Origin of the sequence: Rhizobium sp. FY34 (genome assembly GCF_005222845.1) — a bacterium.
Lineage (GTDB): Bacteria > Pseudomonadota > Alphaproteobacteria > Rhizobiales > Rhizobiaceae > Neorhizobium.
The window spans coordinates 76,047-98,552 of the sequence record NZ_STFZ01000012.1 but is presented as its reverse complement, the minus strand read 5'-3'; the positions used below and the strand labels follow the sequence as shown (position 1 = coordinate 98,552).

Annotated in this window: 20 protein-coding genes; 16 read left to right on the top strand and 4 right to left on the bottom strand. The window is 58.7% G+C overall.

Going from position 1 to position 22,506, the window contains the following annotated elements; translation table 11 throughout:
- The 9 genes from proB to E8M77_RS10330 all read left to right on the top strand — a co-directional run bounded on the left by proB (position 1) and on the right by E8M77_RS10330 (position 8,818).
- A complete protein-coding gene (gene proB / locus E8M77_RS10370) occupies positions 1–1,176 on the top strand; it encodes a glutamate 5-kinase (RefSeq protein WP_137130559.1) in 1,176 nt (391 codons plus the stop codon).
- Complete coding sequence (locus tag E8M77_RS10365; RefSeq protein ID WP_170975817.1) at positions 1,166–2,446, top strand: glutamate-5-semialdehyde dehydrogenase; 1,281 nt, start codon at positions 1,166–1,168, stop codon at positions 2,444–2,446. The genes proB and E8M77_RS10365 overlap by 11 nt, the downstream gene beginning before the upstream one ends.
- Positions 2,421–3,104 carry a nicotinate-nucleotide adenylyltransferase gene (locus E8M77_RS10360; protein ID WP_137130558.1) on the top strand — a complete coding sequence of 228 codons (684 nt, stop codon included), beginning with the start codon at positions 2,421–2,423 and terminating at the stop codon, positions 3,102–3,104. The genes E8M77_RS10365 and E8M77_RS10360 overlap by 26 nt, the downstream gene beginning before the upstream one ends.
- Positions 3,105–3,122: 18 nt before the next feature.
- Positions 3,123–3,599 carry a ribosome silencing factor gene (gene rsfS / locus E8M77_RS10355; RefSeq protein WP_170975816.1) on the top strand — a complete coding sequence of 159 codons (477 nt, stop codon included), beginning with the start codon at positions 3,123–3,125 and terminating at the stop codon, positions 3,597–3,599.
- Positions 3,600–3,704: 105 nt separating this feature from the next.
- Positions 3,705–4,187, top strand: coding sequence for a 23S rRNA (pseudouridine(1915)-N(3))-methyltransferase RlmH (gene rlmH, locus E8M77_RS10350; RefSeq protein ID WP_137130557.1), 483 nt, complete (start codon positions 3,705–3,707; stop codon positions 4,185–4,187).
- A gap of 175 nt (positions 4,188–4,362) precedes the next feature.
- A complete protein-coding gene (locus E8M77_RS10345) occupies positions 4,363–5,703 on the top strand; it encodes a murein hydrolase activator EnvC (RefSeq protein WP_246659214.1) in 1,341 nt (446 codons plus the stop codon).
- Complete coding sequence (locus E8M77_RS10340) at positions 5,693–7,021, top strand: S41 family peptidase (RefSeq protein ID WP_137130556.1); 1,329 nt, start codon at positions 5,693–5,695, stop codon at positions 7,019–7,021. The genes E8M77_RS10345 and E8M77_RS10340 overlap by 11 nt, the downstream gene beginning before the upstream one ends.
- A gap of 75 nt (positions 7,022–7,096) precedes the next feature.
- Positions 7,097–8,272 (top strand): divergent polysaccharide deacetylase family protein, encoded by a 1,176-nt coding sequence (locus E8M77_RS10335; protein ID WP_137130555.1) that lies wholly within the window; start codon positions 7,097–7,099, stop codon positions 8,270–8,272.
- Positions 8,273–8,281: 9 nt separating this feature from the next.
- Positions 8,282–8,818 (top strand): RNA pyrophosphohydrolase, encoded by a 537-nt coding sequence (locus E8M77_RS10330; protein WP_137130554.1) that lies wholly within the window; start codon positions 8,282–8,284, stop codon positions 8,816–8,818.
- On the opposite strand, the gene E8M77_RS10325 is transcribed toward E8M77_RS10330, so the two are convergent.
- Positions 8,799–9,665 carry a LysR family transcriptional regulator gene (locus E8M77_RS10325; protein ID WP_137130553.1) on the bottom strand — a complete coding sequence of 289 codons (867 nt, stop codon included), beginning with the start codon at positions 9,663–9,665 and terminating at the stop codon, positions 8,799–8,801. The genes E8M77_RS10330 and E8M77_RS10325 overlap by 20 nt on opposite strands.
- A gap of 87 nt (positions 9,666–9,752) precedes the next feature.
- On the opposite strand from E8M77_RS10325, the gene E8M77_RS10320 reads away from it, so the two are divergent.
- Positions 9,753–10,715 carry a quinone oxidoreductase gene (locus E8M77_RS10320; RefSeq protein ID WP_137130552.1) on the top strand — a complete coding sequence of 321 codons (963 nt, stop codon included), beginning with the start codon at positions 9,753–9,755 and terminating at the stop codon, positions 10,713–10,715.
- 61 nt (positions 10,716–10,776) lie between these two features.
- Here E8M77_RS10320 and E8M77_RS10315 read toward each other — a convergent pair whose 3' ends face one another.
- From E8M77_RS10315 to E8M77_RS10305, 3 genes are all read right to left on the bottom strand, one after another.
- Positions 10,777–12,210 carry a mannose-1-phosphate guanylyltransferase/mannose-6-phosphate isomerase gene (locus E8M77_RS10315; RefSeq protein ID WP_137130551.1) on the bottom strand — a complete coding sequence of 478 codons (1,434 nt, stop codon included), beginning with the start codon at positions 12,208–12,210 and terminating at the stop codon, positions 10,777–10,779.
- A 60-nt stretch (positions 12,211–12,270) separates the two neighbouring features.
- Complete coding sequence (locus E8M77_RS10310) at positions 12,271–13,692, bottom strand: phosphomannomutase (RefSeq protein ID WP_137130550.1); 1,422 nt, start codon at positions 13,690–13,692, stop codon at positions 12,271–12,273.
- 101 nt (positions 13,693–13,793) lie between these two features.
- A complete protein-coding gene (locus E8M77_RS10305) occupies positions 13,794–14,972 on the bottom strand; it encodes an AGE family epimerase/isomerase (protein ID WP_137130549.1) in 1,179 nt (392 codons plus the stop codon).
- 491 nt (positions 14,973–15,463) lie between these two features.
- Between E8M77_RS10305 and E8M77_RS10300 the strand changes: the two genes are divergently transcribed.
- From E8M77_RS10300 to E8M77_RS10275, 6 genes are all read left to right on the top strand, one after another.
- The gene (locus tag E8M77_RS10300; protein ID WP_137130548.1) at positions 15,464–16,225 is read left to right on the top strand and encodes an ABC transporter permease; all 762 of its coding nucleotides are present in this window, start codon (positions 15,464–15,466) and stop codon (positions 16,223–16,225) included.
- 29 nt (positions 16,226–16,254) lie between these two features.
- Complete coding sequence (locus tag E8M77_RS10295; RefSeq protein WP_170975815.1) at positions 16,255–17,091, top strand: FkbM family methyltransferase; 837 nt, start codon at positions 16,255–16,257, stop codon at positions 17,089–17,091.
- Positions 17,088–18,509, top strand: coding sequence for an ABC transporter ATP-binding protein (locus E8M77_RS10290; RefSeq protein WP_137130546.1), 1,422 nt, complete (start codon positions 17,088–17,090; stop codon positions 18,507–18,509). Before E8M77_RS10295 ends, E8M77_RS10290 begins: the two co-directional genes overlap by 4 nt.
- The gene (locus tag E8M77_RS10285) at positions 18,506–19,444 is read left to right on the top strand and encodes an FkbM family methyltransferase (protein ID WP_137130545.1); all 939 of its coding nucleotides are present in this window, start codon (positions 18,506–18,508) and stop codon (positions 19,442–19,444) included. The genes E8M77_RS10290 and E8M77_RS10285 overlap by 4 nt, the downstream gene beginning before the upstream one ends.
- A gap of 6 nt (positions 19,445–19,450) precedes the next feature.
- A complete protein-coding gene (locus E8M77_RS10280; protein ID WP_137130544.1) occupies positions 19,451–20,404 on the top strand; it encodes a glycosyltransferase family 2 protein in 954 nt (317 codons plus the stop codon).
- 125 nt (positions 20,405–20,529) lie between these two features.
- Positions 20,530–22,473: a glycosyltransferase gene (locus E8M77_RS10275; RefSeq protein ID WP_170975814.1), complete on the top strand. Its 1,944-nt coding sequence runs from the start codon at positions 20,530–20,532 to the stop codon at positions 22,471–22,473.
- Positions 22,474–22,506 lie beyond the last annotated feature (33 nt).

Here is a 22,506-nt window from a genome sequence, read left to right as displayed (position 1 = left end):
ATGCCGCGCAAATCGCTTGCAAAACACCGCCGTATTGTCATCAAGATCGGCTCGGCGCTTCTGGTGGATCGCAAGACAGGCCTCAAATCGGCCTGGCTCGATTCCGTCTGTGCTGATATCGCAGACCTTCGCGCTCAGAAGATCGATGTGCTGGTCGTATCGTCCGGTGCTATTGCCCTTGGCCGAACGGTGCTTGGTCTGCCGGCCGGTGCCTTGAAGCTCGAGGAAAGCCAGGCGGCGGCAGCCGTTGGCCAGATTGCACTGGCACGTGCCTGGTCGGAAAGCCTGTCGCGCGACGAGATCGTCGCTGGCCAGATCCTGCTGACGCTTGGCGATACGGAAGAGCGACGCCGCTATCTCAATGCGCGCGCCACCATCAACCAGTTGCTGAAGCTGGGTGCGGTGCCGATCATCAATGAGAATGATACGGTGGCGACCTCCGAGATCCGCTATGGCGACAATGACCGGCTGGCGGCGCGCGTCGCCACCATGACCGGCGCCGATCTTCTGGTTCTGCTCTCGGATATCGACGGGCTTTACACGGCACCGCCGCATCTTGATCCTGATGCAAACTTCCTCGACACAATCCACTCCATCACGCCGGAAATTGAGGCGATGGCTGGAGGTGCTGCGTCTGAGCTGTCACGCGGCGGCATGCGCACCAAGATCGATGCGGGCAAGATCGCAACCGGTGCCGGTTGTGCCATGATCATCGCCTCCGGCAAGCCGGATCATCCGCTGAAGGCCATCGAGGAGGGGGCGCGGTCTTCCTGGTTTGCGCCGTCCGGCACGCCTGTCACGGCCCGCAAGACCTGGATTGCCGGCCAATTGCAGCCGGCTGGCGAACTCATGGTGGATGAAGGCGCCGAACAGGCGCTTTCCGGCGGCAAGAGCCTGCTGCCGGCCGGAGTGCGCACGGTATCGGGACAGTTCAGCCGCGGCGATACGGTGGCGATCATCGGCGGGCAGGGGCGCGAGATTGCCCGTGGACTGGTCAGCTATGATGCGGAGGAGGCGCGCCAGATCACCGGGCGCAAATCGAGCGAGATCGAGGCGATCCTTGGTTATCCGGGGCGTGCGGCGATGGTGCATCGCGATGATCTGGTGATGACCGGGCCGAACCTCACGAAGACGACGAAGAGCAAGATTGAAAAGGGGGCGGCCCATGCTGGATAAAGTCACCGTATCGGATGTCGAAACGCTGATGCTGGAGATCGGTGTCCAGGCAAAGCAGGCTGCCCGCCATCTGGCGATTGCGACATCAGAAGCGAAGAATCGTGCGCTGCTGGCCGCCGCCGATGCCATTATTTCTGCAAAGGACGAGATCCTTGCCGCCAATGCGCGGGATCTTCAATCCGTTTCCGACAAGGGCCTGCAGCCGTCCTTCATCGACCGCCTGACGCTCAACGAAACGCGGGTTGACGACATGGCCGAGGGCCTGCGCGCCATTGCCGCTTTGCCCGATCCGGTCGGTGGCGTGATTGCCGCCTGGGAGCGCCCCAACGGCTTGAAGATCGAGCGCGTGCGCACACCGCTTGGCGTGATCGGCGTCATCTACGAGAGCCGCCCCAATGTGACGGCCGATGCTGGCGCACTTTGCCTGAAGGCCGGCAATGCCGTCATCCTGCGCGGCGGTTCGGATTCGCTCCATTCATCGCAGGCGATCCATCGCTGCCTGGTGGAAGGCCTGACATTGGCCGGCCTGCCGGAACACGCCATACAGATCGTGCCTATTGCCGATCGCGCGGCTGTCGGCGCCATGCTGTCTGGCCTGCAGGGGGCAATCGACGTGATCGTTCCGCGTGGGGGCAAAAGCCTGGTGGCGCGCGTGCAATCGGAAGCGCGCGTTCCCGTCTTTGCGCATCTGGAAGGGCTTTGCCATATCTATGTCGATGGTTCCGCAGATCTTGATATGGCCGTTTCGGTGGTCGTGAATGCCAAGATGCGCCGCACCGGCATTTGCGGTGCAGCCGAAACCCTGCTGATCGATCGCAAGGTGGCATCGACGCATCTTGCCCCCATCCTTCAGGCGCTGATCGCCAAGGGGTGCGAAATCCGTGCCTCGCAGGATGTGCAGGCCCTGGTGCCTGGCCTCAAGGCTGCGACGGAAGAGGATTGGCGCACCGAATATCTGGAGGCCATTCTCTCGGTCACGCTGGTGGACGGTATTGACGGGGCGATTGCCCATATCAACACCTATTCTTCCAACCATACCGAAGCGGTGCTGGCGGAAGATCCGCAGGTTGTTGCGCGCTTCTTCAACGAGATTGATTCGGCAATCCTCTTGCACAATGCCTCGACCCAGTTTGCCGATGGCGGCGAGTTCGGCATGGGGGGCGAAATCGGCATTGCCACCGGCAAGATGCATGCGCGTGGCCCGGTCGGCGTCGAGCAGCTGACCTCGTTCAAATACCGCGTGCATGGCACCGGCCAGACGCGGCCCTGACGGCGTGGGGGCAGGGGGGGCTCACGATCGCTATCTTGCCATGCCGCATGTGGAAAAGGGCATGGCGGTCGGCCTGTTCGGCGGTTCCTTCAACCCGCCGCATCCGGGGCATCTTTTGGTGGCGGAAATCGCCCTGAAGCGGCTGGGCCTTGACCAGTTGTGGTGGATGGTGACGCCCGGCAATCCCTTGAAAAGCCGCTCTATGCTGCTGCCGCTTGGCGAAAGGATCGCGCTCAGCGAAAATCTGGCGCGTGATCCGCGCATCAAGGTGACTGCCTTCGAAGAACGCCTGCAGACAAGCTTTACCGCCTCGACGCTTGCGCATGTGGTGGCCGCCAATCCGGGTATCCGTTTCGTGTGGATCATGGGGGCCGATAGCCTGCAGACCTTTCACCGCTGGCAGAAGTGGCGCGATATTGCCGATACGGTGCCGATTGCCGTCATCGACCGGCCGGGTGCAACGCTGTCCTTCCTGTCATCGCCGGCGGCACGGGCGCTGTCCTTTGCTCGTGTCGATGAGAACGCCGCCCGAGCGCTTGTCCGGCGCAAGGCGCCGGCATGGACCTTCATTCACGGGCCGCGCTCGCCACTCAGTTCGACCGCCATCCGATTGGCGGGGATGCGGCTTCCGGCAAGAGCTGATGCCTTGAAAGATTAACCATTCAGTGCCACCTTGATGATGTGGATTCGCCGAGCGGATTCGCGATCGTGCCTGTTCTGTTCTTGGAAGAAAGGAACAACCCTGACAACAGTTCACGCCAAGGGAAGAGCGCATGTCGTTCTCCCAAAGAGCCTGGAACGTGGCGTCGATGCCGCTGCCCGCGCTCTCGACCTGGTCCTTGCAAGTCTCGAGGACTCGAAAGCAGAAGATATCGTCACCATCAACATTGCGGGCAAGTCCGCGCTGGGAGACTACATGCTTGTGGTCTCCGGGCGATCGACCCGGCATGTGTCGGCAATCGCCGATCACCTTCTTTCCGACCTGAAGGACGAGGGGCTTGGCAGCGCTCGCGTCGAGGGGCTGGAAACCGGTGATTGGGTGCTGATTGACACGGGTGACATCATCATCCATGTGTTCCGGCCTGAAATCCGGGAGTTCTACAACCTTGAAAGGATGTGGGCGGCTCCCGACGAAGAAGGAACGCTGCACTAGCGGATCAGGCAATCCTGATGGCCGCCCGTGCCATGGCCGCAGTGGACTGCTGAGCCTGTCTCAGCCGCCTGAACCCTATGCGGTCCGAACCTGGCGGTGATGGATATGCGGATTGGCCTCTTTGCTGTCGGACGGTTGAAAACCGGACCGGAAAAGGAACTTGCGTCGCGTTACATGGACCGCTTCGCCAAGGCGGGTCCGGCAATCGGGCTTGAATTTTCACGCGTGTCCGAAGTCAACGAAAGCCGGGCCTCCAGTTCCGATACCCGCAAGCGCGAGGAAGCCGGACAGCTGGAAAAGGTGCTGGGCGAGGGCACGGTGCTCATTCTTCTCGATGAGCGCGGCAAGGCGCTGGATAGCCCCGGCTTCGCCCACCTGCTCGGTCGTTACCGAGACCAGGGCAAACGCGAGATGATGCTGGCCATCGGCGGCGCCGACGGGCTTGATCCGCAGCTTTATGAGCGCGCCGATGCTGTCGTCAATCTCGGCTCCATGACATGGCCGCACCAGCTTGTGCGCATCCTGATTGCCGAACAGCTCTACCGCGCCGTCACCATCCTCTCCGGTCACCCCTATCATCGGGTTTGATCGTCGCGGTTTGTCGATCGGCAACACGATCTTGTTTCTGGTGCTTTTGGGTAAATCAGCTTAGACTTTATCCTTTGGCGGGTGACGTGGTTTAAGAATGCGCAAGCGCAACAAAAGCATGCAGTATGCGGGGTCCTTGCTGACCGTGCTTCTGCTTGCTGGCGTGCCTGCCGCCATGGCGCAGGCGCAGACCGCGCCGACAGAAATGCCGCCTCCGGCCAATCCTTCTCAGCCCGCCGCGCCGTCCCAACCTGCCAGTGCCGTCGATGCGCTGGAAAGCAAGCGCGACCAGAGCCGCGTCGAGCTTGAAGAACTGTCCAAGACCCTCAGCCTTTCGTCCGAAAAGGCGAAATCGATCGAAGCCGCAATTGCAGACCTCGACAAAAGCAGCACCAGCCTACGCCAGGCCTTGATCGAATCGGCTGCCCGTCGCCGGACGCTGGAAGCGGCAATCAAGGGCAGCGAAGAGCGTTTGGCAGGATTGCGCCTGAAGGAGGATGGCATCCGCGCCTCCCTTCGCGAGCGGCGCGGCGTGCTGGCCGAAGTTCTGGCCGCCTTGCAGCGCATGGGCCGCAACCCGCCGCCGGCGCTTCTGGTCACACCGGATGATGCGCTGGCTTCGGTGCGCAGTGCCATTCTTCTCGGTGCCGTCGTGCCCGGTATGCGTGCGGAAGCGGTCCGCCTGATGGGAGACCTCACATCGCTTGCCGACCTTCAGACGCAGGTGCTGGCGGAAAAGACCAAAGCCTCCGAGGCCATGACGTCGAGCCTTGAAGAAGACCGGCGCATGGATTTGCTGCTGGCCGAGAATGACAAGCAGAGCCGCATGAGTGCCAGCCAACTTGCGGCTGAGCGCCGACGCTCCGAGGAATTGGCGGGTCGCGCGACTAGCCTTGAAGGGCTGATCCAGTCTCTGCAAAGTGATATTTCCTCCGTGCGCGAGGCGATGGAGCGTGCGCGCCGCGAAGAAGATCGGCGCCAGCAGCTAACGGTCGAGGAGCGCGAGAAGGCCCGCGAACTGGCCGAGAGCGGCGTGCCCGACAAAAACCGTATTGCCCCGGCATATGCATTTTCCAGTCTGCGGCAGAAACTGGGCTATCCGGTGGAAGGTGACGTATTGCGCGCCTTTGGAGAACCTGATGGTACGGACCATCCTGCCCGAGGGCTGACGCTGGCGGCAAGTGCCGGTGCCGTGGTCACTGCCCCTGCCGATGGGCTGGTGGTTTTTGCTGGCGCCTTCCGCAGTTATGGGCAAATGATTATTCTCAATGTTGGCGACGGCTATCATGTTGTGCTGACGGGCATGGACAAGGTAAGCGTGCGGCAGGGCAAATTCGTCTTTTCAGGCGAACCGATTGCTGCCATGGGCGAGAAAAGAGTGGCGAGCGCGACAGCCTTGGCGCTGGAAACCGATCGTCCAACGCTTTACATTGAATTCAGGAAGGACGGCACTCCGGTCGATTCGAAACCGTGGTGGGTCACAAAGGAAACTGGAAGGGCACGAAATGATTCGTAGGGCTTCACTTGTTATTGTTGGGGCGCTGCTCGGGGCTACGGCCATGAGCGTCGTCTATTCCGCTGGTGTGCCTGCCCAGGCAGCCGGATCCTCCACCTATCGTGAACTGTCCATCTTTGGTGACGTGTTTGAACGGGTGCGCGCGCAATATGTGACGCCGCCGGACGAAGACAAGCTGGTCGAAAATGCGATCAACGGCATGCTCACCTCACTCGATCCGCATTCTAGCTACATGAATGCCAAGGATGCGCAGGATATGCGCACCCAGACCAAGGGTGAATTCGGCGGTCTCGGCATCGAAGTGACGATGGAAAACGAACTGGTCAAGGTGATCACACCGATCGATGACACGCCTGCTGCCCGCGCCGGCGTTCTTTCCGGTGACTTCATTTCCGAAATCGACGGCACGCCGGTGCGCGGATTGAAGCTGCAGGATGCGGTCGAAAAGATGCGCGGCGCCGTCAACACGCCGATCAAGCTGACCATCCTGCGCCAAGGCGCGGACAAGCCGATCGAGCTGACCGTCGTTCGTGATGTCATTGCCGTTCGCGCCGTGAAGTCGCGTGTCGAAGGCGATGTCGGTTACCTGCGCGTGATTTCCTTCACGGAAAAGACCTATACCGACCTCGAAGCCGCCATCAAGAAGATCAAGGCCGAAGTGCCGGCCGATAAGCTGAAGGGCTATGTGCTCGATCTGCGCCTCAATCCAGGCGGCCTGCTCGACCAGGCGATCAACGTGTCCGATGCCTTCCTGCAGCGCGGCGAAGTGGTCTCCACCCGTGGCCGCAATCCGGAAGAAACCCGCCGCTTCAATGCCGGTCCGGGCGATCTGACGGATGGCAAGCCGGTCATTGTTCTGGTGAATGGCGGTTCGGCTTCCGCATCGGAAATCGTTGCCGGTGCGCTGCAGGATCTGAAGCGCGCCACCGTTGTGGGAACGCGCTCCTTCGGTAAGGGCTCGGTACAGACCATCATCCCCATGGGTGATGCCGGTGCGTTGCGCCTTACCACGGCGCTCTATTACACGCCGTCGGGCAAGTCGATCCAGGGCACGGGTATCCAGCCCGATATCAAGGTCGAACAGCCGCTCCCGCCGGAACTTCAGGGCAAGGTGCGCGCCGAAGGCGAATCCAGCCTGCCTGGCCATATCCAGGGGCAGAGCGAGACCGAAGAGGGTTCTGGTTCCACAGCCTATGTGCCGCCGGAAGCCAAGGACGATGTGCAGTTGAACTACGCGCTCGACCTGTTGCGCGGCAACAAGACTGATCCGTCTTTCCCGCCGACTCCGGAAAAGGCAGAGGCTGCCGTCAAGCCATAAGCGATTTCGAAACCCGCAGCCACCTGTTGGCGGGCGGGTTTCGTCCGTTGAACTTTTCGAAGGCGGACCGATCCATTGGGGACAGATCTTCGCGCTCCGCTCGGACAGAACAGAAAATCGAAGAACCGGACATCGCGCCGGCCTTCCTTTGCCGTGCTTGCGGGTGTTCTGGCCGGGGGAGGGCTGCTTGGCCTATCCTTTTACGCTATGCGATCGGAAAAGCTTGAGCAGGCGGAGCCTGTTGCCGTCACGCTCGCCGTTCCACCTGTCCCAACCGAAGCTCCCGCTAAGCCGCAACAGCCCCCTCCGCCCGTAGCCGGTGCTGGCAGCGCCAATGTCGAGCGCACGCTGCTCGATGATGGCAGCGTCATCACCAAGTATTCGCCGCGTACGGGCAATGGTCAGGGCCCTTTAATGATTGATGTCCAGCGCGTCGGGCAGGATCCGCGCATGGCAACCACCCCCAATGAGGCACTGTTGGAAGACACTGCTTTCGGCCGGCTGCCGGTGCGTGGTCCGGATGGTCTGCGGCCGATGGACCAGTATGCGCGGCCCTGGTCTGGGGCGCGGGGAAACCGCATCGCCATCGTGCTCGGCGGGCTGGGCCTCAGCCAGACCGGTACCCAGAAGGCCTTGAAGATCCTGCCCCCCAGTATCACGCTGGCCTTTGCTGCCAGTGGCAATAGCCTGCAGCGCTGGATGCAGGAGGCGCGGCGCAACGGCCATGAAATCCTCATGCAGATCCCCATGGAGCCATTTGATTACCCGGATAATGATCCTGGCCCGCTGACGCTGACGACTGCCCAGTCGAAGGCGGAAAACCTCAAGCGCCTGCACGAGGCCATGGGCCGCATCACCAATTACACGGGCATCGTCAACTATCTCGGCGGCCGTTACCTATCGGATGCGCAGGCTCTGGAGCCTGTGCTGCGCGATATCTCGGATCGTGGACTTCTTTTTCTCGATGATGGATCATCCGCCCAGACCCTGACTGGCACGGTGGCAAAGGCGCTCGATGCGCCGCATGGCTTTGCTGATCTGACGCTCGATGCCCAGGTGCAGCGCGAGGCTATCCTTAAGAAGCTGGATGATCTGGAGCGTATCGCCCAACGCAAGGGCACGGCGATCGGTGTCGGGTCAGTCTTTGATGAAACCGTGGATGCGGTTGCAGAATGGGTCCGCGAGGCGCAAGGACGGGGCGTGGAAATCGTCGGCGTCTCAGCCCTTGTATCGCAACCGGCCGAACCTTGAGGATACCGCATGAGCAAGAAAACCAAACTTTCCGCACAGGACCTGCCCTATCGCCCTTGCGTCGGTGTCATGGTGCTGAACCGCGACGGCCTTGTCTGGGTCGGGCGCCGGATGTCGGAAGGCAATAGCGAATCGGATGGCTCGCCCCAGCTTTGGCAAATGCCACAGGGCGGCATCGACAAGGGCGAGGATCCGCGCGTAGCGGCCTATCGCGAACTGTTTGAGGAGACGGGCATGAAGTCCGTATCTCTGCTCGCCGAAGCGCCGGATTGGATCAATTACGACCTGCCGGAACATCTGATCGGCATCGGCCTCAAGGGCAAGTATCGTGGCCAGACGCAGCGCTGGTTTGCCTTCCGCTTCGAAGGCGATGAAAGCGAAATCAATATCACCCACCCGCCGGCCGGCCAGCACCAGGAATTCGATACCTGGGAATGGAAGTCGATGGAATTGTTGCCCTCGCTGATCGTGGACTTCAAACGCCCGGCCTATGAACAGGTGGTCGCAGCCTTTGCTCACCTGTCGCTCAAGAAGGCTGGTGGTTGATGCCCGATCCATTGGCGTTTCGAATATGGTCGATGACTGCACGTACTTTTGGGGCCTGTCGCATGTCATCGTGCATTACCAGCCAGACACCGCGGATCAGCGGCGTATAGTCCGGCAAAGCCACCACGAGCCTTTCCTCTCCTGCTGCCAGAAAATCGGGCAGCATGGCAATGCCGGCGCCTTGGACAGCCAGCGCAGCCTGGATCGTGACATCGCCCGATCGATAGGCGATACGGTTGGCACCGGCAAGATCCTGCAAAGCCTGTTGCTGGGGTGAATTGCGGATCTCTCCATCCGAACCGATGAAGCACCAGTTCTCGCGTGAATGGTGCTCCAGATAGTGGGCACTGGCATAGGCGCGAAAACTGATTTCCATCAGTTTCAGCTGTACGAGGCTGTCATCTGTGGGGCGGCTCAGCCTGACCGCGATATCGGCCTCGCGCCGATCGAGAGAGGCTTGCCTGGCCTCGCCCAACAGCCTTACCGCAAGGTCAGGGTATCTGTCTGCGAAACCCGCAAGTCTGGGTGCGATGATGTGCGCGGCAAAGGCTGGCGGTGCCGTGATGGTGACCTCGCCGACAAGATCACCGCGTGATCCCTCGGCGATCCGCAGGGCAGCGTTCGCCTGGGCCTGCATGGTCTGGGCAATGACGAGGATGCGTTCACCCTCGAGCGTGAGGGTCAATCGTCGCCCGCGTCGGTCCAGCAGTTTCAGGCCCAGTTCCGCTTCCAGTTGTTCGAGATGCCGCCCGACCGTTGCGTGTTCGGTGCCCAATGCGCGTGCTGCACCCAGCAGGCTGCCATATTCGGCAAAGGCCGCCAGATAGCGCAGATTGTCCCATTGCATTGGGTATTCCTTCACATCGAATGGGCGTTGATGGGGAGTTTTTCACAATGTCGGGCCGGCGTATAGATCTGTGCGAAGGAGAAAACCATGTCCCTTGCGATGCAGTTTGAACGCCCTGGCCTGCCTGATTGTCTTCAACCCGTCGAGATGGAAATCGGGCCACCTGGTCCCGGAGAGATAAGGATTCGCCAGCACGCCATCGGGCTCAATTTCATCGATATCTATCATCGGACCGGTCTTTATCCGCTGCCGCTGCCAGCTGTTCCCGGTGTCGAAGCCGCCGGTATCGTTGAGGCAATCGGTGATGGTGTCGACGATCTGGCAGTCGGCCAGCGCGTTGTCTACGCCTGCGTTCCGGGTGCCTATGCGCAAACCCGTTTGCTGCCGGCCTGGCGTGCGATATCGCTGCCCGATCACATTTCCTTTGAAAGGGCAGGCGCCAATCTCTTGCGCGGTCTTACCGCGCATATGCTGTTGACGCGGGTTTATCCCGTGGCGCCTGGCACGATCATGCTTGTGCATGCGGCCGCCGGCGGCCTTGGGTCGATCGTCACGCGCTGGGCAAAGCGGCTCGGCGCGACGGTGATCGGCACAGTCAGCGCAGAGGAGAAGGTTGAGGCGGTCCTTGGCCATGGTGCCGATCATGTCATTGTCGGTCGTGATGCCGATTATGCGACGCAGGTGGCAGCGTTGACGAGCGGCAAAGGGGTCCATTTTGCGGTGGACGGAATTGGCGGCACGACGCTTGGCAGGACGCTTGCCTGCATTCGCCCTTTCGGCCTCTTGGCCAGCGTCGGGCAGGCATCCGGACCTCCGCCACCGGTCAGCGTTGATCAGTTGCGCTCGATTGCCTTGGCGCGCCCAAGCGTCATGGCCTATGGCAGCGATCCGGCCGCCTATCGCCAGGCTGCGACCGATGTTCTGGCAGTGGCAGATGAAAAGTTGTTCGGGGCGCCGGAAACGCGCTATGCGCTTGCGGATGCCGCGACTGCGCATACCGATCTTGAAGCTGGCCGCATCATCGGGCATGCGGTGCTCATCCCCGGATGAGGCCTATCGGTTGAAGGGTCGGCCGCAGATGCAGCCGACCTTTTCACCGTGCGGTTCTTTGTCAGCTCTTCTCGCGGCCGAATTCGTCGGAGATGCGCACGATATCATCCTCGCCCAGATAGGAACCGGTCTGCACCTCGATCATTTCCAGCATGATCCTGCCGGGGTTGAACAGGCGATGCAGTTCACCCTGGGGGATATAGAGAGATTCGTTTTCCCGCAGATAGGTGACGGTGTCGCCGATGGTGACTTCTGCCGTTCCCTTGACGCAGACCCAGTGTTCCGAGCGATGAAAGTGCTTTTGCAGCGAAAGTTTCTTGCCAGGGAGCACGAACAGCCGCTTGACCTGGAAACGGTCGCCCTGCAGCAGCGATGTATAGCCGCCCCAGGGACGATAGGCCGTCTTGTGGGTCTCGGTCAGGCTTAAGGTCGCTTTCGATGCCGCCAGCTGCTTGACGAGCCGGCCAACTTGCTGTGCCTCGTCCAATCGCCCGACATAGACGGCATCCTCGCTGGCAATTACCGCCACATCCTTCAGTCCCTGGACGGCGAGATGCGTGGAGCGTGACAGGATGAGCGAGTTTTCAGTGTTGACCACGGTGGCATTGCCGAGCACGACATTGCCGCCTTCATCCTTTTCGCCAAGCTTCCACACGGCATCCCAGCTGCCGAGATCCGACCAGGGGAAGGTGGAGGGAACGACCGCAGCATTGGCCGTCTTTTCCATCACGGCATAGTCGATGGAAATATCCGGGCTGCGGGCAAAGCTATCATAATCGAGGCGGGCGAAATCCAGATCCGTTTTTGCCTTTGCCACTGCCTCCTTCGCCGCCTGATAGACGTCCGGCGCAAATTCCAGCAATTCGCTCAAAAGCAGGCTGGCGCTGCACATGAAAATGCCGGAATTCCAATAGAAGCCGCCTGCCGCCAGCATTTGTTCGGCTTTATCCTGCGGCGGCTTTTCCACGAAACGCTTGACCCGGAAAGCGCCGCTGGGCAAAGCGTCGCCCTGTTCAATATAACCGTAGCCTGTGGCCGGTTCCGTGGGCGTGATGCCAAAGGTGACGATCTTGCCAGTCTCGGCCGTCTTGCGGGCAAGTTCAATCGCCTGGCGATAGCTCTCTCCTGCATCGATCTCATGATCGGAAGCCAGAAGCTGCAGAATGGCATCTTCACCGAAGCGCTCTGTCAGGAAGAAGGCGGCGGCTGCAATCGCGGCAGCGGTGTTGCGGGCGACCGGTTCCAGCAGGATGCCGGACAGGGATAGGCCTACTTCTCGAGCCTGCTCCGCCACCAGAAAGCGGAAATCCTGATTGGTGATGACGATCGGGGCTTCATACAGTGCCGGATCGGCAACGCGCTCCAGCGTTTCCTGAAACAGCGTCCGGTCTCCCATCATGTGAATGAACTGTTTTGGGGCGCTGGAGCGCGACAGCGGCCAAAGGCGGGTACCCTTGCCGCCGGCCATGATGACGGGAATGATCTTGAGGCTCACAATGGTCTCCCATGACGTTGGCGAAGGCGGTAGCGAAGCGCCGCCGCATGATCTTGATTTTCAGGTTCGGTCAGCCGCCCATTGGCGGATGAGATCCAGACCCTGAGCGAGAAGCAGGTGAGATGCCGCCTCATCGGCAGCCTCCACATAGCAGCGCATTTCCGGCGCATTGCCCGACGGGCGCAAATGAATGATGCGTCCATCGGTCAGCGTCACGCGCAAGCCGTCGATATCGCTGAACTTGGCGACAGATCCGATGGGCGCCAGAAAACCGGCGAGGTTTTCCTCAGAAGCGCGCAAATGCGCCATCAATGCCGCGCTGGTTTCGACGGGAAAGTTTTCCAGCCGATCAGCACCGGCAAACGGCAGTGCGAATGCCGAAGCGATGACGGAAAGTGGCTTGCCTTCCTGACGAGCAAGCGACAGCGTTGCGAGCACCGGCAGGAAACTGTCGCGGGTGGGCAGTGGCACAAGCCGGGTGCCGGAAAGGTCAAAGCCAGTCGCAGTTAAGACGCCGCCATTGGCCTCAAAGCCCATGACCGCCGTTTCGCCGTTCTCGACCGCGCCATTCATGCCGTCGATGACAAAGGGCGAACCAACGCGGGTGCGCAGCACGCGGAAATCGCCAGCCGCCTCGATGCCGGAATTGGAGGTGATCGGTGTGACCACCACCTCGGCATCCAGCATGCGGGCGACGATCAGGCCGAGCAGGTCGCCGCGCAGCGGCATGCCGGTCTCATCCGTCACCAGCGGCCGGTCACCATCGCCATCGGCAGAGACGATCGCATCCAGATGGTATTCTGTCGCCCAGGTCTGCGTCAGGTGGATGGTTTCTTGCGAAACCGCTTCCGTATCGACGGGAATGAAATCGTCAGACCAGCCCAGCGCAATCACCGTGGCGCCGTAACCGGACAGCGTATCGACGAGGCCTTGGCGTGCAACAGTGCTGTGCTGGTAAACGCCGATCTTCAGGCCAGACAGGGCACCTTCGGGCAGAAGCGCTGTATTGCGGGCCATGAACAGAGCTGTTGCTTCTTTCTCCTCGTGCGGCACGTCGACGGTCGAGAGATCAAAATCCTGTCCCTCAAGGTCTCCAGCGATTGCTGTGATGCGCAGTTCATCTCCCTTGTCGATTTCGCCGTCGGGCCGATAGAACTTGATACCGTTGCGGTCGGCTGGAATATGCGAGCCGGTCACCATCAGCGAGGCGCAGCCCTTGGACATGGCATAAAGCGCCAGTGCAGGCGTGGGGATTGCGCCGCAATTGATGGGCGACAGTCCGGCGCGGGAAAGTGCGGCAATACAGGTGGCAGCAATTCCAGGGCTTGAGGGGCGAAAATCGCCGGCCACATACACCGGGTCGCCGGCCTTGGCCTGACCCGATTGCAAAAGGTGATGGGCAAAGGCCGTGGCATAGAGTGCAGAAGCCCGACCCTCCAGTTCCGTGACAAGTCCGCGCAGGCCGCTGGTTCCGAATTTCATTGAAGGTTCCTCAGTCTTTCACCGGAGCCGCCACAGACACTTGGCCTGCAGCGCCACTCGCACCTTTGAACGTTTCTGGGTTATGCGCTTGGCCGCGTATGTCAGGAAAGACGGGCCAGGCAATCTTCCACTTCATAAATTGCGCACAGAATATGATAAAAAGAGCTAGCCGGTGCTGGTTCTTCGACAAACCGCCCATCGGCCGAAAGCTTGTCGCGCCAGAGGCCTGCAACCGTCACATTCATGAACTGACCCAACGCGTCCGCCGCCACGAGCGCTGAGGCAAGGTAGTGATTCCGTTCCTCACCGGTTGAAAGAGCAGCGAGCCGCACGGCACTTTTCAGCCATTCTGTTTGCGGCCAGAGCCGCGCAAGCGGATCGTGGACAGAAAAATCGTCGAGAAGTGCCATCACAGCCACCCGGCGCTGCGGGCAGATGCCATGATCCTCGCCGATCGCAAACAAGCGGCGGGCTTTCTCAAGGGCCTGAGGATTTGCGCGGCGCTCTGCCCAGCGCGCCAGAAGCCAGGCCCATTCGAACTGGTGACCGGGCTCCATAATCCTTCCCTTGATCCCCCCATAGGGTGTCCAGTCGGCTGCGAAAAACTCGCGTAGTCCGCCTGTGTCGGCGTCGATGAACCGACGCATGCACAATTGCGCGATTTCATCGCTCAAACTCGCCCATGCCTTTTCGTCAAAGCCGGACTGCGCCTCGCAGGCCAATGCTGCTTCGAAGAGATGCATATGCGGGTTGGAACAGAGCGGCAGGCGCGATGGTATCGCTTCCTCGAAGCCCGCCTCGGCGTGGGCGTAACCGGCCTTCAAGGCCGATAGCATATCGCTGGCATTCTTCGCCATCTCTTGTGCCCGCTCAGGCATGGCGCGAGCGGTGTGAGCATAGGCCAGAAGCGCAAAGGCTTGATTGTAAAGGTCAAAGCTGTCGTCCAGAAGGACGCCGTCAACGCTTGCTAGCGCTCCATAAAAGCCGTTTGGCAGCCTGTAGACCCGCTCGTAATAGGTAAATCCCTGCGAAACCGCCGTCTGCCAGTCACCAGCCCAGCCGCGCGCGCCGGCTTCGGCAAAGCAGAAGATCTGGCGTGGGGGAACGCGCGATCGCCGAGGCGCAAGGCTTGGCTCGCCGCTCAACTCCATCGTCTCGCAGAAGCCTCCAGTTTCCCCTAGAAAGCCACGTGTGCGCCACAGCGGTAGCGCCTCTTCGTTCAGCCATGTGGAGAGCCTTGCACTTACATCGATAAGTTTGTTCTGCAACTCTTGGGTCATCTGGCTTCAATGGTTATGCGCAAGGCACAGGCTACGACAAAGGTCTTGTCGCGGCACCCGTTGAGATGCAAATGCCTCGACATCATGAGGCTTTGGGCGGGGTCGCTTCTCACTTGCGTCCGTTAGGCTTAAAACACACCTGATCTCTACAGGCCGAATATGGTATTGGGAAGTGCATTGAATGTCATTAAATCTCTTCTTTTCAATAGAAGTTAATGCGCTTGGGCGATCTTCTTCCAGGACACATGGGATCACGCTTCAGCTCGGCACTGATGAAACGGCCCGTATGGGGCCAGGTTGCACAGCGGCTGCCCTGATGGTGCCTCATTAGCCTTGCACGTAATATGGCCATTTGTTAAGAGGCACGCGTCCAGCTTTACGCTTGGCGGCATCATTTGTAGTCAGCTATCACTTGCTCGCTAATTCAGAAGCTATCTCCACGCCTAGCTTCCAGTGAGTTTTCAGATGTTCGAGCATAGAATCCAATATCGATGAAAAAAAACATTTGGTTGATATCTCAGCTGACCAAGCGGGATTTTATGCAGCGTTACAAGGGAACCTTTTTGGGTATCCTTTGGCCAGTGCTCTATTCATTGCTGTTTCTGGCCATTTTCTCGTATGTGTTCACAGTTGTACTCAGTGTCCGGTGGGGAGCTGACACTGGCAGTGGCGCGCTGATGATCTTTTGCGGTCTTGTGCCGCATCTCTTCATTTCGGAGGTGATGGGCAGAAGTCCTGTTGTCATTCTCGGCGCAGCCAACTTCGTCAAAAAGGTGCGATTTCCAATCGCTCTTCTGCCGGTCGTTGCTGTGAATTCAGCATTTATCATATGCCTGATCAATATCGTACTTTTGCTGGTGTTTGGCTTTCTGTCGCAGCAAGCCAGCGTTTCGACAATTGCTATCTTGGCGCTGATCGTCATTCCGCTTTACCTGTTTGCGATGAGCGTTGGTTGGGTCCTATCGGCAGTGGGGGTGTATTTTCGGGATATTTCCCAAATCTCTCCGGTTGTCGTGCAGTTGATGATGTTCATGGCTCCGGTATTCTATCCAATTCAGAACATACCAGAAAACATGAGGGCCGTTTTCTACCTCAATCCTCTGACCTATTTCGTTGAGGCATTTCGCGCGGCTCTTGCCGGCAATTTCGATGTTCAGGCCTGGGCTCTGGTGACGGCGATGTATGCAGCCTTTGCCGTGGTTGCCGCAATCGTGTTTCGCCGTCTGCGTCCGGCATTCGGAGATCTGCTATGACGAGTGCCTTGTTTTCGGCTGGTCAGACAATGATGGATGCGGTTTCACACCTGGTCGGTCCGGTGCGTATCATCGACATTGGTGCCACCGAATATGATGGCGGAGCGCCACCGTCCTATGCTCCCATTGAAGCCTCTTCCGCCTCGACGGTTGTGGCCTTCGATCCATCTCTCGATCTGGAAGAGACGTCCAGTCGGCGCACTGTCCTGCCCTTCGCCCTTGGTGATGGTGAGGACCATGTTCTGCACGAATGCGCGGCGCCGATGACGTCATCGCTCTTGTTGCCCAATGATGACGTCATATCTCGCTTCGAGAACCTCGCTGAATTGTGCCGCGTCGTGACACGTTCCACGATCGCGACCGTCCGGCTGGATGCGTTACCAGAGGTGGAGAATGCCGATTTCCTTAAGATCGACGTTCAGGGTGCAACGCTGCTTGTGCTGGGTCATGGAGTGAGGACGTTGGAAAGCGTTCTTGTGGTGCACACGGAGGTCGAGTTCGTGCCCATCTACAAGGGTCAGCCCCTGTTCGGCGAGGTATCGGCCTTTCTTTCCCAGTGCGGCTTTGAATTCCACCATTTCCGGGATTTCGGTGCTGCCCGTCAGCTTGCCGTTTCGCGGGAATTTGCGTTCGGGCACAGCACGTCGCGTCATCTGTGGGCCGATGCTGTCTTCGTTCCCAGCGAAGAGCGTTTGAAAATGATGAGTGACCGGCAATTGCTGCTGACGGCTGCCATTATGCATGATTGTTACGGTGCGCAGGATTTTGCTCATGCATGCTTGACCCGTGTTGACCAAAAGTCCGAAACGGGTTTTGCCGAAGCCTATCGCAGTGCGGTTCTCGCAATAGAAGCAAGAGTTCAATGACGGCAGAAAAACCAGCAGTTCTCTCTGTCCGCAATGTGTCTAAGGACTACGAGATCCACAGTTCAAATGGGGCTCGTTTCCTGCGCCAATTGCTTGGCCGTTTTTCTCCGGCAAAGCCTAAGGTTTTCCCTGCAGTGCGCAATGTGTCCTTCGATCTCTATCCGGGAGAAGCGATCGCCATTCTGGGACGCAATGGCGCTGGAAAGAGCACGCTGCTCCAGCTTGTCTCCAATCTCCTGCGGCCCTCGAGCGGTGAAATCAACGGGCCTTCGAAGATCATCAGCCTGCTTGAACTGGGAAGCGGGTTCAGCCCCGATTTCACCGGCCGTGAAAACATCATGATCAATGGTGCCATTCTGGGGCTTGATCGCAATACGATCAGCAGCAAGATTGATGAGATCGTCGAATTTGCCGATATCGGCGACTATATCGATCAGCCGGTCCGTACCTATTCGAGCGGGATGTTCCTGCGGCTTGCATTTGCAATTGCAACGACAGCTGCGCCGGAACTGTTGATGGTCGATGAGGTTCTGGCTGTCGGAGACATTTTCTTTCGCCAGAAATGCTATGATCGGCTCAACGCCATGCGCAAGCAGGGAACGGCGATTGTGCTTGTGACGCATTCCCTGTCCGATGCATCGGAATTCTGCGACAGGGGGCTTGTTCTATCCGAGGGGCGTGTTGCCTATTATGGTCATGCCGTCGGTGCCGTTCAGCATTTCATTCATCACGAACATGGCGCGCGAACCGGCCAGCGCTCGGTCGAGGCGGGACCGGTCTTTGGCGAAACCTCAGTGCTTGCACTGGAAATGGCCAAGCCTGGCGCTTGGCTCGACAGTTCGCATGCGCTGGACATGTCTCACATCACCCAGATTGCGGACCGAGACCATGTTTACCTTGAAAAGATCCTGTTGACCGATCTTTCGGACAATCCGCAGACGTCCTTTCATCAGGGGGGCTGGCTGCGGATCAGGGCTGCCTTTCGCTTCAATGCTGGCGCCGAGCGCGTCATTGCAGGGATCGGTCTGCGCAACGAGAAGAATATTCTCGTTCATGGCAAGCACGGTATCAACGTGTCGGACGAATACAGCCCCAAGCAGGTGGCCGCTGGCACACGGCTGGAGCTGACCTACGACGTCAAGCTTGATCTCGATTTTGGCCAGTACACTTTTGATTTTGGTGTGGCCGAAGTCGATGAGGCCGCGTTTCTGGGGCGCAATGAACTCAGCGCAGGCCAGATCGCGGCACAGGTGGGAATGCTCTGTTCTGTGCACGGCGCCGGTGCAATATCCATCGTCAGCGCTCCGATCGGACAGTTTGCCACCTATTCTCATCTTGGGGTCGCAGATCTGCCCAATGATTTCACAACGGTATTGACGCAAATGGCTGCCGTCGAGAACAGGACGACCGTCCCATGATTACCTATGCTCAGAACTATGAAGATGTCATGCTGGAGCGCCTGTTCGGCGAGGTCGAGCGTGGATTCTATATCGATGTCGGCGCCTGGGATCCGAAGATCCACTCGGTGACCCAGCATTTCTACGACAAGGGCTGGCGCGGCGTGAATGTCGAGCCGATACCCTATCGCCACAAGCTGTTCGTGGATGCGCGCCCTGAAGATGTCAATCTGAACAACGCGGTCGGCCTTGAGGAAGGTCTCCTGCGTTTCTTCGAATGTCCCGCCGATTCAGCGCTGTCCACATTGGACGAGCACACCGCGGCCAGTATGCGCGAGCGAGGCCTGACGATCGAAGAGTATGATGTTCATACGTTGACACTGGCCAGCATCTTTGATCGGTTCGCACCATCTGGTGTCGAGTTTCTCAAGATCGATATCGAAGGATTTGAAGACCGTATCCTGAACAACTTTGATCTGAGAACCTATAGGCCAAGGGCGCTTGTGGTCGAATCAACCATACCTGCCGCGCAACCCGCCGGATTCGACCGGTTTGACGAGCTTGATGCCTGGAGCTCCTGGGAGCCCAACGTTTTGTCTCAAGGATATGTGTTTGCGCATTTCGATGGATTGAATCGCTTCTACGTACGGGAAGAGGATCGGCATCTTGCGGACCGCCTGAAGCTTCCTCCTGGTATCTTTGATCACTTCACACCCTATACAGAACTTCAGAAGCTGGCAGAGCGCGATGCTGACCGAAAGGCAAAAGATGAAGTCATCGAACGACTTCAGTTGGAAATTCTTGCGATTGATGGTGATCGCCGAGCAAAGGATGAGGTTATTGCCCGGCTTGCGTCCGAGATTGAACTTATCAACCACAATCGTGGCGAACTTCTCTCGCAGATCACGACGCTGACCGGAATGATCCACAGCTTGCAGCGCTCAGGTAAGGTTTGAAACTCTATGACGTCCAATCCTCTACCCAAGATTTCGATCGTCACGCCGTCCTTGAACCAGGGGCGCTTCCTGCAGGATTGCATTGATTCGATCCGTTCGCAGAACTGGCCGAATGTCGAGCATTTCATCATCGACGGCGGCTCATCCGACAAGACGATGGACGTCATCCGTCAAAACCAGGATTGGTTGTCTGGCTACGTCAGCGAACCCGACAAGGGTGCTGCGGATGCCATCAACAAAGGTCTTGAGAAATGCACGGGCGATATCATCGCCTGGCTCAATGCGGATGATTTTTACCTGCCGGGTGCGCTTGCCGAAGTGGCAAAGGCCTATGGCGAAGATCCAGATGCCAGTTTTTGGTTCGGCAACGGCATCAGAGCACATGAGGATGGCAGCGAAATCTCAATCTTCAACAGGAACGGGATCGTCTACAATCATGACGCGCTTGTGCGCGGTTTGGACTATATTCTGCAGCCCTCTACCTTCATGAACCCAAAGGTCCTGCACCAGGTGGGCGGGCTCAACATGGAACTCAAGTGGAGTTTTGACTGGGATCTCTGGATTAGAATGGCGCAATTGGCCGCGCCGTTTCCCATCGATGCGCGGCTTTCAGCTTCACGCGAGTGGGGATCAACGCTGACGGCGAGCGGCGGTTTCAAGCGGGTGGAGGAGCTTCGCAAACTTGCGGAAAGCCATTGCGGCGATGCCATGACGCCTGGTGCCTTGTGCTATTGGCTCGATACTTTGAGCAAGCATGTGGCGCAATCGGAAGATGCAGGCAAGGCAGCGAAGTCGAACGCCGTCACGCATTTGTGGTTGGCGGCTCAGGAAAGCCTGCGGGCGCTGGGGGTTAGTGACGAGGGTTTCCCGTTGAAGGCCAACACGGTCAATACGGCTGCCACTCTTGCCGGCCAGATAAAAAAAAAATTAAAGAGGGCAGTATGCAGCCTCAAGAGTTAGAACAGACGACAGTTATTGCGATCGATCTGTTTCCTTTGACAGCAGGTGTCTCGGGTGGGATCGTGCCTTGGGTGCACGGTGTTGTGCGCGAAATGGTGCGACTTTACCCTGCAGACCGTCTTGTCATGTTCCATCGTCCGGGCAAGCCACCGATCATGATCGAGGGTGACAATGTCGAGTATGTTGAACTCGATGAGCATCCGGTCGTTTTCTATGAGGCCATGGGGCGACATTGCGAAACGATAGGTGCTGATGCCATCATCCGTACCTACCCGCAGGAACAGCACCCGGCTTTTCCGATGACGCGGCAAATTTTCGTCATCCCTGACATTCAACATGAGTTCTATCCGAATTTCTTCTCGGATCGTGTGCTGAGTGCGCGCCGGCGTGCGTTTGCCTATGCGCTCTCCTGTGGCGGAGCCATTGCGACCATGACCGGCCATTCGCGTGCGACCATGGTCGAAAACGGCTGGACCCGCACTGATGATGTCTTCCTCATGCCGGCGGCCTTGCCGGAAGAGCTGCGTGAGACGCCGGAGCCAGGTGATCTTCCAGCCGAAGCGGCGAAATTCGACCGCTTCTTCTACATGCCGGCCAATATGTGGGCGCATAAGAATCATCGCCGGCTGTTTGAGGCCTTCAAGCGTGCCTATCCCGATCTTCCGCCGAATACCGGCCTGATCCTGTCCGGCAATCCCGAAGGATTTGCGGATTTTATCAAGGGTTATGAGGACCTGCCGATCCTGCATCTCGGCTTTGTTCCCCATCGGCAGGTTGCAGCACTTTTTGCAAATGCCACTGCGCTTGTCTATTTCTCGTTGTTCGAGGGCTTTGGGATGCCTCTGCTGGAGGCCTTCCATCACGGTACGCCCGTCCTATGCAGCAATACCACGTCCTTGCCTGAAGTTGGTGGGGATGCTGTTCTGGCCTGTGACCCAACCGATGAAGCGGCGATGGCAGCGCTGATGAAACGGATCACGACCGAGGCCGGCCTGCGGGACATGCTGTCCGAAAAGGCAAAGCTTCGGGTGCTTGCCTATGACTGGGAAGGTCCGGCTAGAGCGTTGCGGGCGGCTGTGACGCGGGTTGCGGGCAATCCTGCGGAATATCCGCAGCGTCAGCCGCTGGTGAGCATCGTGATGCCGACGCGCAACCATGCCCGCTTCATTCGTGAAGCGATCGACAGTGTTCTCAATCAAAGCTACCCGAATATAGAACTCCTGGTGATGGATGGCGTTTCGACCGACAATACGGTCGAGATTCTCAAGAGCTATGGCGATCGGATTCGCTGGATCTCCGAGCCGGACAAGGGACAGACAGACGCGATCAACAAAGGTACGGCCCTTCTGAAAGGTGACGTTCTCGCCTACCTCAATTCTGATGACGTGCTTCTGCCCGGCGCCATCGAAACGGTGGTGCGCTATTTCAACGATCATCCTGAATGCGACATGATGTATGGCAATGCCGATTACATCGATGTCGATGGCCATGTGACGGGCACCTATAACACTGCCGAATACAGCTTTGATCGATTGATGGCGGATTGTTGCATTTGCCAGCCGGCGGCCTTCTGGCAGCGTCGTATCGTAGACAGGATCGGTCCGTTTGACGTTTCGATGCAGACGGCCATGGATTATGAATACTGGCTGAGAATGGCCAGGTCCGGCGCTATCATTCATCATGTCGGCGACAAGCTGGCCCAGTCTCGTCTTCACGAAGATGCAAAGACGCTGGCTATGCGCGGTAAGATCTATGAGGAAGTCTTCGAGATCTGCGAGCGTCACGGTGGCTATGTCAGCTTCAGCTACTATCTGGGAATGTGGTCCTACCGTCTCTACGAAAGCTGGAGCGGCGGGGATCGGTTGCGTCGGATAGCGCCTGGCATATACACACTTCCTGCGCTCGTTCATTTCGCCAGTCAGTTGTCCAAGATCGGCGCTGACCCGGAAAAGGCCAACTATGTCGCTCACACCGTTTTTGGTGTTGTCGACCGAAAATCTCCTTTTCTCGGTCGCGCTGTTCGCAAAGCATGGACCCTGTCTCCAGCCTTGCGCAGGCGCTTCAGGTAATTCTAGTTTCGGTTGCATATATTGACCCAGAAG

Coding starts and splice junctions, on each gene's coding strand:
- E8M77_RS10345 (WP_246659214.1), top strand. CDS start 4,363: ATGGCGCAGGCGCAGACCGCGCCGACAGAAATGCCGCCTCCGGCCAAT.
- rlmH (WP_137130557.1), top strand. CDS start 3,705: ATGCGGATTGGCCTCTTTGCTGTCGGACGGTTGAAAACCGGACCGGAA.
- E8M77_RS10325 (WP_137130553.1), bottom strand. CDS start 9,665: ATGCAATGGGACAATCTGCGCTATCTGGCGGCCTTTGCCGAATATGGC.
- E8M77_RS10365 (WP_170975817.1), top strand. CDS start 1,166: ATGCTGGATAAAGTCACCGTATCGGATGTCGAAACGCTGATGCTGGAG.
- E8M77_RS10285 (WP_137130545.1), top strand. CDS start 18,506: ATGATTACCTATGCTCAGAACTATGAAGATGTCATGCTGGAGCGCCTG.
- E8M77_RS10310 (WP_137130550.1), bottom strand. CDS start 13,692: ATGAAATTCGGAACCAGCGGCCTGCGCGGACTTGTCACGGAACTGGAG.
- E8M77_RS10275 (WP_170975814.1), top strand. CDS start 20,530: ATGTTCCATCGTCCGGGCAAGCCACCGATCATGATCGAGGGTGACAAT.
- E8M77_RS10300 (WP_137130548.1), top strand. CDS start 15,464: ATGAAAAAAAACATTTGGTTGATATCTCAGCTGACCAAGCGGGATTTT.
- E8M77_RS10280 (WP_137130544.1), top strand. CDS start 19,451: ATGACGTCCAATCCTCTACCCAAGATTTCGATCGTCACGCCGTCCTTG.
- E8M77_RS10290 (WP_137130546.1), top strand. CDS start 17,088: ATGACGGCAGAAAAACCAGCAGTTCTCTCTGTCCGCAATGTGTCTAAG.
- proB (WP_137130559.1), top strand. CDS start 1: ATGCCGCGCAAATCGCTTGCAAAACACCGCCGTATTGTCATCAAGATC.
- E8M77_RS10360 (WP_137130558.1), top strand. CDS start 2,421: ATGGCACCGGCCAGACGCGGCCCTGACGGCGTGGGGGCAGGGGGGGCT.
- E8M77_RS10340 (WP_137130556.1), top strand. CDS start 5,693: ATGATTCGTAGGGCTTCACTTGTTATTGTTGGGGCGCTGCTCGGGGCT.
- rsfS (WP_170975816.1), top strand. CDS start 3,123: ATGATGTGGATTCGCCGAGCGGATTCGCGATCGTGCCTGTTCTGTTCT.
- E8M77_RS10320 (WP_137130552.1), top strand. CDS start 9,753: ATGTCCCTTGCGATGCAGTTTGAACGCCCTGGCCTGCCTGATTGTCTT.
- E8M77_RS10305 (WP_137130549.1), bottom strand. CDS start 14,972: ATGACCCAAGAGTTGCAGAACAAACTTATCGATGTAAGTGCAAGGCTC.
- E8M77_RS10295 (WP_170975815.1), top strand. CDS start 16,255: ATGATGGATGCGGTTTCACACCTGGTCGGTCCGGTGCGTATCATCGAC.
- E8M77_RS10330 (WP_137130554.1), top strand. CDS start 8,282: ATGAGCAAGAAAACCAAACTTTCCGCACAGGACCTGCCCTATCGCCCT.